We start from the raw sequence: 14,704 nt of genomic DNA, 5'->3' as shown, positions 1-14,704 counted from the left end.
CTGATTGCTGTGAGCATCGGAATGGCACTTCTGCTGCCGGCTGCTGCACATGCTGAACTTTATTTTGCTCCGGAGCTTATCGCCTCCGATCCGCAGATGGTGGCAGACCTCTCCCGCTTTGAGAAGGCCGGGGCACAGATCCCCGGCAACTATCCGGTTGACATCTATATCAACGGCAAACAGGTGACCAGCCGTGACCTCCGGTTTGTGGATGCCGGCGGGGATGGAAACAATAATGAAAAGAAAGACGTCGCATCCCCGGACACAAAAACTGCTGCCGCAGATATCCGCGACGGCACCGGCCTGATGGCCTGCCTGACCCGTAAGGACCTGGACGGTCTGGGTGTGAATATAAAGGCCTTCCCGGCCCTTAATGATGTGGCAGACGACCAGTGCGTGTCACCGGGGAAATTCATCCCGGAGGCGTTTACAACATTTGACTTCCAGAAAATGCGTCTGGATATCAGCATTCCGCAGGCGGCCATGCAGAACAGTGCCCGGGGTTACATTCCACCGGAGCGCTGGGATGAGGGCATCAATGCCGCGATGCTGAATTACAGCTTTAACGGCAACACCAGCCACGGGCGTTACGGAAACAGCAGCAGTCATTATCTTAACCTGAACAGCGGCCTGAATGTGGGACCGTGGCGGCTGCGTGACGTCCGGACCTGGAATGAGTATGACAGCCGGTATTACAGCTACCGGAAGTGGCAGCACGTCAAAACGTATGCTGAGCGAGCGATTATTCCGCTGCGCAGTGAGCTGATGCTCGGCGACAGCACAACCAGTGGCGACGTATTCGATTCACTGGGGTTTCGCGGCATACAGCTGTCAACGGATGACAGTATGTTTCCGGACAGCCAGCGCGGATTTGCCCCGGTAATTCGTGGAACGGCCACCACCAATGCGCGGGTCAGTATCCGTCAGAACGGTTATACGGTCTATCAGGCCTTCGTGTCGCCGGGCGCTTTCGCGATTGATGACCTGTTTCCGGTGTATTCCAGCGGTGACCTTGAGGTCACGGTCACGGAAGCGGATGGCACCGTCCGGGTGTTCACCGTGCCCTATTCATCCGTGCCGGTACTGCAGCGTGAGGGACGTCTCAAATATACCCTGACCGCCGGGCGTTATCAGGCGGCCAGTGACCGCTATGACACCCCGGATTTTGTGCAGGGAACGCTGGTCTGGGGGCTGCCGCACAATATTACCGTTTATGGCGGGACGCAGTATTCTGAGAATTATCTTTCCGGCCTGCTGGGTGCCGGACTGAATATGGGAACGCTGGGTGCCTTCTCGGCTGATATCACGCAGGCGGACAGTACGCTGGCAGACGGCAGCCGTCACCAGGGGCAGTCGCTGCGTTTTCTTTATGCGCGCTCCCTGAACTCGCTGGGCACCACCTTTCAGCTGACCGGCTACCGCTATTCCACGCAGGGGTTCCACACGCTGGATGAAACCGCCCTGAAGGGAATGAAGGGGTGGCTTTATGATGTGGACTCGGTCGACGCCGATGGCAGACCGGTTAAGCGCCAGTACATCGACTACTACAACCTTTACAACAACCGGCGGGCAAAACTGCAGGCCAGCGTTTCCCAGCGTGTGGGTAAGCTGGGAGCGGTTTACCTTTCCGGCGTGCGGCAGACTTACTGGAACACGCAGGGAAACAGCGACTCACTACAGGCCGGCTTCAGCAGCACAATCGGCAGCGTTAACTACAGCCTGAATTACAGCTACAGCCGGCAGTCCGGCCAGCAGGGTTCAGACCGCACCGCTTTCCTGTCACTGTCGGTGCCGCTCAGTTCACTGCTGCCTGGTAACGATAGTGGTCGTCGTAACATGTATGCCACTTACAGCGCCAGCCGCAACACCGCCGGGGACATCACTCATCAGGCCGGCCTCAGCGGTACCGCGCTGGAAGGGAATAACCTGGGCTGGAACCTGTCTCAGGGGTATGAGCGTGATAACGGTAACAGCGGCAACCTGAGTACAAATTATCGCGGAACTTACGGTAACAGCAGTCTGGGGTACAGCTACAGCAGCGACTACCGGCAGGTGAACTACGGTGTCTCCGGCGGGGCGTTGCTGCACGGTGAAGGTCTCACGCTGGGGCAGCCGCTCGGGGAAACCAGCGTGCTGGTTGCAGCGCCGGGGGCTGCCGGTGTGGCGCTGGAAAATGAAACCGGCGTGCGCACTGACTGGCGGGGGTATGCCCTCAAGTCGTATGCCTCGGTATACCGGGAAAACCGCGTGGCGCTGGATACCTCGACTCTGGACGCCGGTACCGATGTTGATGAGGCGGTCACCCGCGTGGTGCCGACCCGGGGTGCCGTGGTCAAAGCATCCTTTAAGGGACATACCGGCAGCCGCGTGCTGATGACGTTAACAAACAACGGCAAACCGTTGCCTTTTGGCACCATGGTGACGGCAGGTGAACGTACAGGGATTGTCGGTGATGACGGTCAGGTTTACCTGTCCGGCCTGCCGGAAGCAGGCACCGTGCAGGCTGACTGGGGCGCCGGTAAGCAGTGTTCGGCCCAGTATCGTCTGCCGGCAGATGCCGGAAAACAGCCGGTGGTCAGGATTAACGGTACCTGTATATAAGTGCAGGTACGAAGTACCCCTTTACTTACAGTAATACGCCAGAAGCCACAGGAGCTGACTGGTTCTGATTTTAACAAATTACGGAGTCTGTAATGAAACAGCGACTGACAAAGCAAAAAATCCTGAAACGTGCCACAGTAACAACAGGTGTTATTGCAGCACTGGTCTGTGGCCTGTCGGCAAACACATACGCCGCCAGCGACAGTGCCATCATCACCATCACCGGCAAGGTGCTGGCAAACACCTGTACCATTGACGATGCTTCTGCGCAGCAGAACATCACGCTGTCTGATATCGCTGACCGGGACATTAAGGGCGTCGGCAAAACCGGCGGAGAAAAGAACATCAGTATCGTCCTGAAGGACTGTGGCGCCGCTGCGAGCAACGTGGTCGTTACGGCCTCGGGAACGCCAGATGACGATGACACCACAGCCTTCACCAACACTGTAACTGATGGCGCTGAAGGCGTGGGCCTGTACTTTTACCAGACCGATGGTTCGACGAAGTTTAAACCGGACGGCAGCGTGGAGGAAACCAGCGCCCTGACGCCGTCAGCGGATAACACACTGACCTACAAGGCCGCGTATGTCGGTACAAAAGACGCGGTGAAGGCTGGTGATTTCAGTACCGTGGTGAACATGAAGTTTGAGTATCAGTGATAATGCGGCAGACGGGTCATATGCCTGTTTTACTGCCGCGTATGACTGGCTGTGCCGGCAGCGAAAAAATGCCCCGGTAAACGCGGACATCTGGCATCTGAGGCGGCGCTGGTCTGAAACGGAGAAAGTTTTGTTCCGTACTATCACGGAAGGACGTTACCGTCTTTCACCGATGATGATATGCGGACGGGGGCGGGGCGCCAGGGCCATGTGGTCAGCGCGGGATGCACTGGTGCTGAAGTGGGTGGCGCTGCAGGTGGAGAATACGCTGCCCCGGCCTGAAGCCTGCCATCATCTGAAGGGGAAAGGCGTCAGGTACAGCCTGCGGGAAGTCAGTGAGGCACTCAGCAGTGGACGGCTTACGTTCGTGCACCGAACCGATATCCGGGGATATTATGAGCATATCCTCAGGGCTCGGCTCGTCTCGCTGGTTAACCGGTTCGTACCGGACCCCATTTACGCAGCGGTCTGTGACCTAACGAACAACGTAGCACGACCGGCACCGCAGACGCACAGATTGTGCTGGGGGCGGATCCAAGATCTCGGGATGTAAACCTGCGCACGACGGACCAGCCTACCATCCCCCGATGAGGAGTAATCGACAGCGTTGACAACAAAGCTGAATGACGAATGGTAGCGTGCAGGATATCATTCGTCGATGACCGGGAAAGAAGGGCTGGTCCATAAGGAAGTCAACGTCTGTCATCTACGCGGTCAAACCCATGGCTACCAGGGGTCAGTTTGGATATCGAAAATTATTGTACGTTAAGGCTAAAAAAAACGAGTTCTGTCTCTGCCAGCCCTTGGTTTACAGGGGCTCAAAAAGTTCGAAATTCCTATGCGTCAAGGAAGTCCTAATAATTAAAGTATCCCGTTCTACCACCACCCAATAGGAAGCATCACCTATGTTAGTACACCTTAAGCCACGTAAAAATTATGGCACAGTCATCCCAATAATCATAACTCTACTAACAAATGCATCATACGCCGCTACTTATACAATTTCCGCACAGACAGCCAGGGATAGTGTGGGAGCATCCTTAACCGTACCTAACCTTACCGACAACGTAATATTTTCATTTTCATGCACCACGGATACCCCTGACCAGATCGATAAGGTGATAGCCGAAACCAATGGAGCCGCCGGCTCTGGCTCCAGAGTCCAGATTCCGTGTGATGGTACCACACAAAAACTAGACCCAGTTGCCCCCTATCCTGGAGCGGGTTTTAACGCTACGGGAAGAATAACAGTTTATCCGAAGGTAAGTTCGGCTGGTATTCTTCTAAGTCACGTGAACATAACTTCTTTCAGGCTTGATGGCGGCTCTACTATGAATAAAGACCAAGACCTTAATCTACCAGCTGTAGAGTCTTGTTCCGCAACAGTATCAGACATAATCTTTGGAAACCTTGTGAATAACTCTAGCCCAACACAATCCTTTGTTTCCGAAATCACGGGGAACGGAACTATAACCTACGCACCTAAAAACGCGAGTGACAGTGGGCCGTACCTAGAAGGACCGGAAAATGCCACAATAGAGTATCGTGTCTCGCCGGGTACATGGTCTGCAGAACGTAAACAATACATTATCTCTGAGCCCAGCTCTATTACTTTGACTGTTCCATCTGAACCTAATCCAGGGGAATACAAGAGCTCAGGAACAGCTACTATTTCATGTCCGTAGTGAACGTAGCGCCCCGATGGGGCGAGCGTCACGGCTTCGCCGTCCCGGTGCTTTGCATGGCCGGTGCATCGCTTTATACGGTTTTGTCGCATTAACGACAGCGGGGTGACAAAAGTTATGTTGACTGTTTTTCATGCAGCCATCAGATAAAACTGTTCAGCCGGCGACAGCCCGTCCCCTGCCGGATGTCCGTACTGACCTTTACGTATCATGTGAGCCAGCTCAATTCCCGCCAGGAGGCACTGTGCTCGCCGGAACGATTTGAATCCCAGCATCAGCCGTGTTCGCCGTTTGATGTTTCGGTGATCCTGCTCAACCAGGTTATTCAGATATTTGCTCTGCCGGATGGCAATGGTTTCCTCATCAGACTTACCGGCATTGAGTGTGGCCAGCGCTGCGGTGTTGGCACCACTCTTATCGATAGTCACGACCTCAGGTGTACCGTGGTGGCGAATGGCTTTTCGAAAGAAACGCAGCGCTGCTGCGGCATCCCGCTTAGCCGTGAGCAGGAAGTCGATTGTCTGGCCTTCGGTATCGACCGCACGGTACAGATATTTCCACTGTCCCCTGACCCTGATGTAAGTTTCATCCATTCGCCACCGGCGTCCCACAGAGCGTTTATGCCGGCGGAAGGTTTTGTCCAGCAGTGGTACCAGCCGGATGACCCAGCGATGAAGCGTGGAATGATCGAGGGTGATACCGCGCTCAGCCATCATCTCCTCTAGTGAACTATAAACTTCCTTCGAACCAGGGCGAAGTGAACTCACTCTTCACCATGTACAATTATGACAACGTTTCGCACGATGCAACGATAACTATAGTAATAAACGGCAACACATTCTCTGCAACGAATCTCATCCCTGCAACATGATCATGTTCAGTTGATGTAGTGGATTATGTTGAATTGCCTGACCTTCATCCTGGCGCATCTGTGGAAGATATACCAATCACGTCTGTGGGTGCGGGAACACTTGCAAGTAACCTTACCTTCAGTCCTGAACAATATGAAACTAGCAGAGGGCAAGGTAATATCACCAATAATTCCTCGCATCTTTGATCTTACCCACGTAATGTGGACACCGCCCTAAGCGAGATTCTGGTTTTCAAATTGTTCTGGGCTTAGACCGCCGCACGCACTGTGGCGACGCCAGCGATTGTAATCACACTCGATATAATTAAACACCGTCGCCCGCATTATTTCCCTGCTGGCAAAGCGCTCTCCGTGGATACATTCCACCTTCAGTGAGTGAAAGAAGCTTTCCACGCAGGCATTGTCATAGCAGCAGCCTTTTGCGCTCATGCTCCCGCGCAGATTATGGCGTTTCAGCAAGCTCTGATAATCCGATGAGCAGTACTGACCACCACGGTCAGTGTGAACAATGACATTTTCCGGACGTTTACGCCGCCACAGTGCCATTTGCAGTGCGTCGCAGGCAAGCTGCGCTGTCATCCGTGGTGACATTGACCAGCCAATAACTGCACGCGACCACAGGTCAATCACCACTGCAAGGTAGAGCCAGCCTTCGTCCGTGCGAAGATACGTGATGTCACCTGTCCACTTCTGGTTTGGACCACTAGCGTAAAAATCCTGCTTCAGCAGGTTCTCAGACACGGGCAGCCCGTGTTCACGGTAGCTTACCGGGCTGAACCGGCGGGAGGCTTTTGCTCTCAGTCCCTGACGGCGCAGGCTGGCAGCAATGGTTTTGATGTTGTATTCCGGTAGTTCGTCAGCAAGACGAGGCGCACCATAACGCTGTTTTGCCTCAGTAAATGCCTTACCGACGGCCTCATCGCAGACGCGACGGAACTGCTGACGTGGGCTTATCTGATGGCGACGCAGGCACCAGACATACCAGCCGCTGCGGGCAACCCGAAGCACACGGCACATGGCTTTGACGCTGAACTCAGCCCGATGTTTTTCAATAAAGACATACTTCATTTCAGGCGCTTCGCGAAGTATGTCGCGGCCTTTTGGATAATGGCCAACTCTTCTGCCTGTTCCGCCAGTTGTCGCTTAAGGCGGGCAATTTCAACAGACATTTCCTGCTCACGTTCGGAAGAGGAATGTGCATTTTTCAGCTTACCGCGCCAGGCATAAAGCTGCGATTCATACAGACTAAGTTCACGGGCAGCGGCTGCTACCCCGATGCGTTCAGCAAGCTTCAGGGCTTCGTTGCGAAATTCAGGCGTATATTGCTTACGTGGTTTTTTGCTGGTTAATGCTGATTTTGTCATGAGTCACCTCTGATTGAGAGTTTACTCACTTAGTCGCGTGTCCACTATTCGCGGGTAAGATCACTTTGGTATACCGTAAGCGATACGGTATGGGGGGGCTCCTCATTTAAAGGTGATTCATCAGTGGAACATTACCTAAAATTCGACCCCGTACCAAGCGATATTCGGCCAGGTGAATATAAAGGTACAATGACAGTGAAAATATCATGTTCTTAAAGGGTTCTGTCTTAATATCGAAAAGTCGGCAAATGTTGCTATGCAGACGATGGCTGGGCGGAGGCAGATAACAACATCGCTGAAAATGCCCTGCGGACGGTCAGTCTGGGGCGTAAAAACTTCCTGTTCTTCGGCTCTGACCACGATGGTGAGCGGGGAGCGCTGCTGTACAGCTTGATCGGAACGTAGCGCCCCTGCGGGACGAGCACGGCAGCACTGCTGCCTCTACCGTCTTTAAGCCCCAGCCTCACATCAACGCCGGCGCCGCCTGACGGCCCGGCAGCTCGCACGGTGGCGCATACCCCACCGCAGCGTTAACACCTGCATAAAATGAGCATGTCTGCGACGTGAGCCGGCTAGCGCCGACGCCATTTTCCTGTTTCCTGCCGCCCTGTAAACTCTGCTCTATGTATATTCCCCGACCGGCAAAGCTGCTGTTCCAGCACAATGATGGCTGGAGCCGCTATCTCGACAAACACGGCGACGCCCTCAGCGACTGGACCAAACTCGCCGTCGAGCGCATGCTCGCCTGCGGCACCTGCGCCATGGGCGTGCGCCGCTTGTTACGTTTATGTTTCGCGATATTTGCGTTATCGCTAATGCTTGCTAATAATTAAGAAAAACACATCAGTTTCAGGGGGCGCCATGCTGATTAACCTTTTTGGTGAGCTTTATGGCCCAGACGTTATTGCAGCCTTTTCCGACGCGCTGCTTTTCACGCTGGTGCAGTATCCCTTGGGGGATGCACAGGCTGCTTATCTTTCTGATTTCATTTCTTATCGGGGTTGTGGGGGAGGACACCACTCTGTCACTTATCAGCCACTGGCTTCCTGCTAAATATGTCATTTATGGTCATCTGGCAGGCGCATCAGAACGAAGCATTACAGGTCCTATATAACGTTACATGGCAGAGAAAATGCTCCAGTACCCTGTCCCACAAGGGCTGACCAACAGTGGAGCACTATTCCGCGCAGCTATTTAGGGCATGCATAAGCTTATCCGTCGCCGGGACTTCCGGCACACACAAGAGGTGATTATATGAGCGTATGGGATGATTTTAATAAGCTTTCGGTCCTAAAAGTTGAATTTTTGCAAAATTCAGCAGCTAAAAATGCCATCATTTATGGGAATGGTAATAATCAGGTTGCGGTTGTTTTGCATGCCACTGTTCTTGGGAAAGATAATAAGCCGCTGAATATCCCCCAAGATGAGATGCTCAACGCTACTCATCTGATTAATTATACAACAGGAGAGAAATTAAACTGGAAGGGAAATGTATATAATAACTCCCCCTGGGAATACTCCGATGTTGATAAAGGATATTCTAACCCTGTAAATTATGGTTCAGCGGTGGGGAATTCGCAGGAGAATAAAACAGAAGGTGCTTTTACTATAATTTACTACATTTCTTCCAGCCACCTATCATCAGGGCTGGATGTAGCTGCCGGTATAAATGTTCCTGGTGTGGGTGAGTTCAATACTACAGCAGACGGAACCAGCACTAAAAATAGCCCCAGCGGTGCAACAGGCTCAGTTTTTAAATCACCTTCATTTGTTCATGTTCAAGCCTTGGATAATATAGATTACAGCCTGAGTAAAAATGTAAGGTTAGAGAATAATACAACCAGTTTTAGTTCGTTTTATACCGTGCATGATAACATGCTGGTTGTTCATAATAACTGGGCGAGTGTTAATTATGACAATTATGAAGGAACGAGCAGTAAAGCTACAGCCACTATAACTCCTGCGCTAGACAATTTAAAATTCCGAAAAATAAATGTGTTATCCGCTTCTGTAAATTCCGGTTTCCATCTGCCTGATGGCGGATGTGATACCGTCTGGGGGGTTGGCGGTGCGCACTATGATACCACTTTTATCTTTGTTAACAGAAAACATTATGGTCTCCTGTCGAGCAATACCATTCATGCTAAATGTGGGGGGGAGGATTATTATTACACTATCGGCTCAGCAGATAATGGCCATCACTGGACAGAAGATTTGATCGATGGAGCCATTACCATACGTATCTGTAATCACCGCATCCCGCGCAACGATTCACATCAGAAGGGCTGGGGAGATAGCGGAAAAGACATCAGAGTTTACGTGACAGATGAGTATGGTAATTCGGGAACTGTCTCAATCACGGTCAACGATTCAAGCTGGCCGGCATTACATGTCAACGCCTGAGGTAAATGCATTATTCCCTCTCATAAGATAATTAACGCATCTGTATAAAATATAGTAAAGGAGAGCGCAGTGAGTACATCATGCTGCGCTCTTGCTTACCGATAAGGATAATGAGATGAACGAAACATTTTCAACGCAGGCGGGGAACTTTGTCAGCGCCCTGCAAACGCTGACCGATCCCCGCACCGGTCAGTTTATGGTTAATTTTCCTCTGGCGCATTTTGTAGGGAATAACCAGCTGGGACCTGAATTGTCGTTAGGGTTGAACTATTCCCCTCTGACCACAAAAAATTACGGATTCGGTACTGGCTTTTCTCTGGGAATCACCCAGTTCAATAACCAGACGAACTTGCTGGAACTGAGCAACGGTGAGAAGTATCGCATTGAGCCAGGTACTGACACCGTGCGTAACCAAAAACTCAATAACTTCCGCTTCGCCTATGCCAACGGTCTGGATGACGAAGAGGGATACACTGTTTTCTGGAAAGAGGGCCGCCAGGAATTACTGACCATGGCCGGTGACAGTACTTTTGTCACCTCACTGATTACATCGCCTCTAGGACGTACCCTGACCCTCGTCTGGGACTGGAATGGTCAGAATCCACTACTTTCAGAAGTTAAAGATGAAACAACACCGCTTTGTCAGTTCACTTATGACAATGTAGTGGTCATGACCGTCTGGCCGGATTCGGACGATGAATATCAGATTACCTTTTCCCTGATAAACGACAGCCAGCTTGGCACCGTTTCCCGCCAAGTCTCAGGCAGCGAGACGCTTGATTGGTCCTTTAGTTATGACAGCGTGGACGGTGCCGGACACCTGCTTCTAACCGGAGTGGACTACCCGACCGGCATGACAGATCGCGTGGAATACAGTCAGATTAAAGGGCTAGCATACCCGGATGCATCGAGCATGAGCAGTCGGCTTCCTGCCGTACTTTTCCACCGCAGAAACCCCGGCGCCGGCCAGCCTGAAATTGTGACCTACTACACCTGGACTGAACAGAACTTCCTCGGCTACAACGGCAATTTTGGTGACTGGTCGGCTGACAGCGACTATGTATATAACACGCTGACGGATTATACATATGGTTCGACTGAAACCGTGTCAGACGGCGACATAACTGTCACCACGGAAAGAACTTATAACAACTATCATCTGCAGCTCAGTGAGGAAACCACTCGTCAGGGATGTCGATACCGGACGGATTTTACCTACTACGCTGAGGCTGGCACCTTTATTGACGGGCAGCCTCCTCAGTTTCAGCTACCGAAGCAGAAAACAGAGACCTGGACGGACGCACAGGGAAAAAACCGGTCGCAGGTCACCGTAAGCGAATTTGATGAGAGTGGAAACCCGACCCGGCAGGTTTCTCCGGACGGCACGGAGACCGTCACAGAATGGTACTCTGCGGCAGGCGAGGCTGGTTGCCCGGCGGAGCCGCACGGCTTTGTGCGCTTTATGAAGTCACAGGCCACCACGCCGCGGGCAACGGAGTATGATGCCCCAGTGATGCAGACCCGTTACACCTATACCACGGTCGGCGATGCGGCTCATGTCGTGCAGGATACCTTATCCACGTTCACTGATGACGTGCTGCTGGGCCGCCGGGATTATGCTTACAACACCGCCGCGGGTGACGCTGAGTACGGGCGCATCACCGCCATCAGCGACACAAAATACGACGGCGGGGAAGGTGCGGACAGCTTTGCATCCCGTAAGGACTTTACCACCGCTGTCAGCGACGGCGTGATGCGTCAGACCACCGTTTTTACCGGCCACGACGACCTGCAGGCCTCGACAGTCCGCGTCCAGTCGGCGCTTTCGGGTCTGCTGCTCAGTGAGACGGATGTACAGGGCGTGACAGTCACCTATTCCTACGATAAAACCGGACGCCTGCTGGCACGGACGGTCGCACCGGGAACGCAGTATGAGAACACGGCCACCTGGGCGTATGCTATTACCGATAACGGCCCGGTGACCACGGAAACTGATACCTCCGGTAACCAGCTGAAAACGTATTTTGACGGGGCGGGTCGGGATATCAGCCAGCAGCGGTTCGACAGGGACGACACAGGGGAATGGTATGAGGTTTCATCACGAAGTTACAACGCGCACGGAGACGTGAATAACGGTGTCAGCCACGACTGGCTTTCCGGTCAGCAGTACAGCGTTGATATGACGACCGTTTATGACGGGTGGGGAGCAGTCGGCGAGCAGGCGTTTTCTGACGGTTCGAAGAACCTGCAGGAAACCAGCCCTGTGGCCCTGCTCAGTACCGTGTATGTACAGGGCCACTCGGACGATGAAAATCTGAGTTCAGGGAAAACAACAACAACGTATGATGTAAATAGCCAGTTGCCACTCACTGTAACCCGTCTGGACACGACCGGACAGGAGCAGGGCGTGCGTCGTTATTCCTGGGATGGTCTCGGCCGTCTGCGACTGGAAACGGATGAGCTGGATAACCAGACCGGGCGGACTTACGACGCATACGGTCGGGTGCTGACGCAAACCCTGCCGGACGGAAGTCGGGTCACACGGCGCTATGCCCCTCATCTGACCGATGACAGTGTGACCAGTATCAGCGTGACGGGTCCGGACGCAGGCGGGAACACGCAGACCTGGCTGCTGGGTACGCAAACCTTTGACAGTCTTGGTCGTGTGACAGAGAGGGTCTGCGGAGGACGCACCACAACGTATACCTATGACGGTTCCTCTGCGGTTCCCTCTTCGGCGACGCTGCCGTCAGATAATATACTGGAGTACAGCTATATTCCTGAGCTGGGTAATGTAGTCAGCAGCCTGACAGCGGGCAGCGTGATGCAGGCGTTCAGCTACGATAACGGCACTGGCGACCTGCTGACCGCGAAGGAAGGCAGTACGGAAGACCATCATTCCTGGAGTCCATCCGGCAGCCTTGCAGGCGAAACATTCAGCCGGGACGGCGAAAAGCGCCAGGCTGGATACACTTATACCCTGGCAGGGGAACTGACAGGCTGTACGGATATCTCCGGGGCGCGAACAACCAGTGTCCGCGATAAATATGGACGGGTTATAACCCTTACTGACGACGCCCTGACCGTCAGCCTCAAATACGATGTACTGAGCCGCCTGTCGGTACAGACGGTAACGGACAGCGCCGCTCAGGCCTCACTGACGACCGGACTGCGCTATGATGATTTTGACCGTGAAGTCACCCGCACCATCACTGACAGCAGCGGCGTCACACTTACGCTGTTCCAGACCTGGTCACCAAATGACCTGCTCACCACCCGCACCACGCAACGGAACGGCAGCGTGGTTAAAGACGAGGAGTACAGTTATGATACCCGCAACCGGCTTGTCAGCTATACGGTAACCGGCGACGCTCCGCCGGAGGATGCGTACGGTCATAAGATGAAGGCGCAGACGTATCAGTATGACGCACTGAATAATCTGTCCGTGGTCACCACCACGCTGGCGGACGGCAGCATTGATACTGCTACGTATCACTATGAAAATAGTAACGATCCGACGCAACTGAGTTCAGTGATGCACACCCACCCGGATTACCCACAGACCATCATGCTGAAATATGATGCCGATGGACGCATGACGCAGGATGAAGCCGGGCGTGCGCTGGGCTATGATGCTGTCGGCAGGCTGGTCAGCATCAGCGGAAATAATATCAGCGGGGGCGGTTACGGTTATGATGCCCTGAACCGGCTGGTCAGCCAGAGCGTTACTGACGGGGATACCCGGCAGTTGTACTACCGGGCTGATGAGCTGGTTAACGAGGTACTGGTACAGCAGAATCGGGCAACGCGGCTGATTAAAAATGGTCACACCTGTCTGGGGGTAAGCGACGGCAGCGCACTGACGCTGACCGCAGCAGACTGCAATGACAGCCTGCTGTGGTCGCACGATGGCAGTCAGAGAGAAGGGCTGCAGCACGACTGGTCGCCGTACGGTAATGGTGAGGCTACGGACCTGCTGCCGGGTTTTAACGGTGAACGCACCGACCCGGTGAGCGGGGCCTCTCATCTGGGCAACGGCTACCGGGCCTATAATCCGGTGCTGATGCGGTTTAACTGCCCGGACAGCCTGAGTCCGTTTGGTGCGGGGGGCATTAACCCGTACGCGTACTGCGCGGGAGACCCGGTGAACCATACTGACCCTTCTGGACACATCAGCTGGCAGGGCATACTGGGTACCGTGACCGGTGCGCTGGGGCTGGCGTTCTCGGTATTTACGGCCGGGGCGTCCATAGCGGCGGCTGGTGGGGTAATGGCGGCGCTAGGTGCAGCCTCCACAACTTCGCTGGTCGTGGGCGGTCTTGCCGTGGCGGCGGATGCCACTGCCATCGCCAGCGGGGCGACGGAGGGCAGTAATCCGCAGGCATCATCCATCCTGGGCTGGGTGTCGATGGCCACCGGGGTGGCAGGGCTGGGTGCCGGCATCGGGCAGGGGGTCAGGTCAGCGGCCCGTCGGTCTAAATCTGCATTGGGTAAAATGCAAGCCTGGAAAGTTACTGAGCTTGATCAGAGCATCGGCGGTCCAAGCGGCGATATATTTAGCCTGGGTTATACCAATAACTACCATAACCTGGGAGAGGAAGCACTTCTCATACACGGGGGCAAGAATATTGGTTTTTCTTTAGGAGGAAAGGTCACTAAAAGTTCTACCTATATAGAAGAGCAAAGATTTGGGAATTTTTATGTCAGGGGTGCTCAGCGTGTTAAACCTAATGGACTGAATGGAATACTTAAGCAGAAGTATGGGATAGACCTCAGCACAGGTACCGCACCACTGCATTTGGTCAGTTGCTACGCCAAAAGGGGGGCTGCACAATTACTTGCAGATGACCTGCAGCGCCCTGTTATAGCGTATTCAAAGCATATGGTGTTTAGTAACGCAGTTGATTATATGGAGTCAAACTCACATTCAGTATCAGCCGCTTATCGTAAACATGATATCAGGCGTCTGTTGACAGGCAGACCATATCACAAGGCCTCTCCACGTATTTATTACCCAGAGGGGGCAGCGATGGCATAACGAACGGGTGAGCGATGGAAGGTCCCTTTCTGAGGAGATCTGCAGTAAATTCCTGTACCATATTCAATGGCGTCTGCTGTTAT

General features: G+C 53.5%; 7 protein-coding genes and 3 pseudogenes. 8 read left to right on the top strand and 2 right to left on the bottom strand.

Annotated features, from left to right (window positions below):
- Positions 1-21: 21 nt before the first annotated feature.
- The 3 genes from AC4PCC_RS17150 to AC4PCC_RS17140 all read left to right on the top strand — a co-directional run bounded on the left by AC4PCC_RS17150 (position 22) and on the right by AC4PCC_RS17140 (position 4,945).
- Positions 22-2,601 (top strand): fimbrial biogenesis usher protein, encoded by a 2,580-nt coding sequence (locus tag AC4PCC_RS17150; RefSeq protein WP_492125323.1) that lies wholly within the window; start codon positions 22-24, stop codon positions 2,599-2,601.
- Positions 2,602-2,693: 92 nt separating this feature from the next.
- Entirely contained in the window at positions 2,694-3,260 is a 567-nt protein-coding gene (locus AC4PCC_RS17145; RefSeq protein WP_492125322.1) for a fimbrial protein, read from the top strand.
- 905 nt (positions 3,261-4,165) lie between these two features.
- Positions 4,166-4,945 carry a hypothetical protein gene (locus AC4PCC_RS17140; RefSeq protein WP_492125321.1) on the top strand — a complete coding sequence of 260 codons (780 nt, stop codon included), beginning with the start codon at positions 4,166-4,168 and terminating at the stop codon, positions 4,943-4,945.
- 131 nt (positions 4,946-5,076) lie between these two features.
- Here the strand turns inward: AC4PCC_RS17140 and AC4PCC_RS17135 are convergent.
- A pseudogene (locus AC4PCC_RS17135) lies at positions 5,077-5,673 on the bottom strand (IS6 family transposase); the annotation flags it as partial.
- Positions 5,674-6,029: 356 nt separating this feature from the next.
- Positions 6,030-7,180 (bottom strand): IS3 family transposase gene (locus AC4PCC_RS17130; RefSeq protein ID WP_492125232.1). Its coding sequence is split into 2 segments (ribosomal slippage): positions 6,030-6,922 and positions 6,922-7,180, totalling 1,152 coding nucleotides; the frame shifts between segments, so codons are not numbered across the junction.
- A 255-nt stretch (positions 7,181-7,435) separates the two neighbouring features.
- On the opposite strand from AC4PCC_RS17130, the pseudogene AC4PCC_RS17125 reads away from it, so the two are divergent.
- The 5 genes and pseudogenes from AC4PCC_RS17125 to AC4PCC_RS17105 form a co-directional block, all read left to right on the top strand.
- Positions 7,436-7,582, top strand: a pseudogene (locus AC4PCC_RS17125) (IS66 family transposase); the annotation flags it as partial.
- Between the two features lie 221 nt (positions 7,583-7,803).
- A pseudogene (locus AC4PCC_RS17120) lies at positions 7,804-7,956 on the top strand (IS91 family transposase); the annotation flags it as partial.
- Positions 7,957-8,041: 85 nt separating this feature from the next.
- A complete protein-coding gene (locus AC4PCC_RS17115; protein WP_492125320.1) occupies positions 8,042-8,233 on the top strand; it encodes a hypothetical protein in 192 nt (63 codons plus the stop codon).
- Between the two features lie 201 nt (positions 8,234-8,434).
- Positions 8,435-9,583 carry a hypothetical protein gene (locus tag AC4PCC_RS17110; protein WP_492125319.1) on the top strand — a complete coding sequence of 383 codons (1,149 nt, stop codon included), beginning with the start codon at positions 8,435-8,437 and terminating at the stop codon, positions 9,581-9,583.
- A 115-nt stretch (positions 9,584-9,698) separates the two neighbouring features.
- On the top strand, positions 9,699-14,621 hold the full coding sequence (locus AC4PCC_RS17105) for an RHS repeat-associated core domain-containing protein (protein ID WP_492125318.1): 4,923 nt from the start codon (positions 9,699-9,701) through the stop codon (positions 14,619-14,621).
- The last annotated feature ends 83 nt before the right edge of the window (positions 14,622-14,704 follow it).

This window comes from Erwinia sp. L03-1 (assembly GCF_058686115.1).
Note: the sequence above shows the minus strand (reverse complement) of the source record. Positions and strands in the feature narration are given on the sequence as shown.

Bases quoted from the DNA above. Each gene is read 5' to 3' on its own strand.
- AC4PCC_RS17150 (WP_492125323.1), top strand. From the start codon at position 22: ATGGCACTTCTGCTGCCGGCTGCTGCACATGCTGAACTTTATTTTGCT.
- AC4PCC_RS17145 (WP_492125322.1), top strand. From the start codon at position 2,694: ATGAAACAGCGACTGACAAAGCAAAAAATCCTGAAACGTGCCACAGTA.
- AC4PCC_RS17140 (WP_492125321.1), top strand. From the start codon at position 4,166: ATGTTAGTACACCTTAAGCCACGTAAAAATTATGGCACAGTCATCCCA.
- AC4PCC_RS17115 (WP_492125320.1), top strand. From the start codon at position 8,042: ATGCTGATTAACCTTTTTGGTGAGCTTTATGGCCCAGACGTTATTGCA.
- AC4PCC_RS17110 (WP_492125319.1), top strand. From the start codon at position 8,435: ATGAGCGTATGGGATGATTTTAATAAGCTTTCGGTCCTAAAAGTTGAA.
- AC4PCC_RS17105 (WP_492125318.1), top strand. From the start codon at position 9,699: ATGAACGAAACATTTTCAACGCAGGCGGGGAACTTTGTCAGCGCCCTG.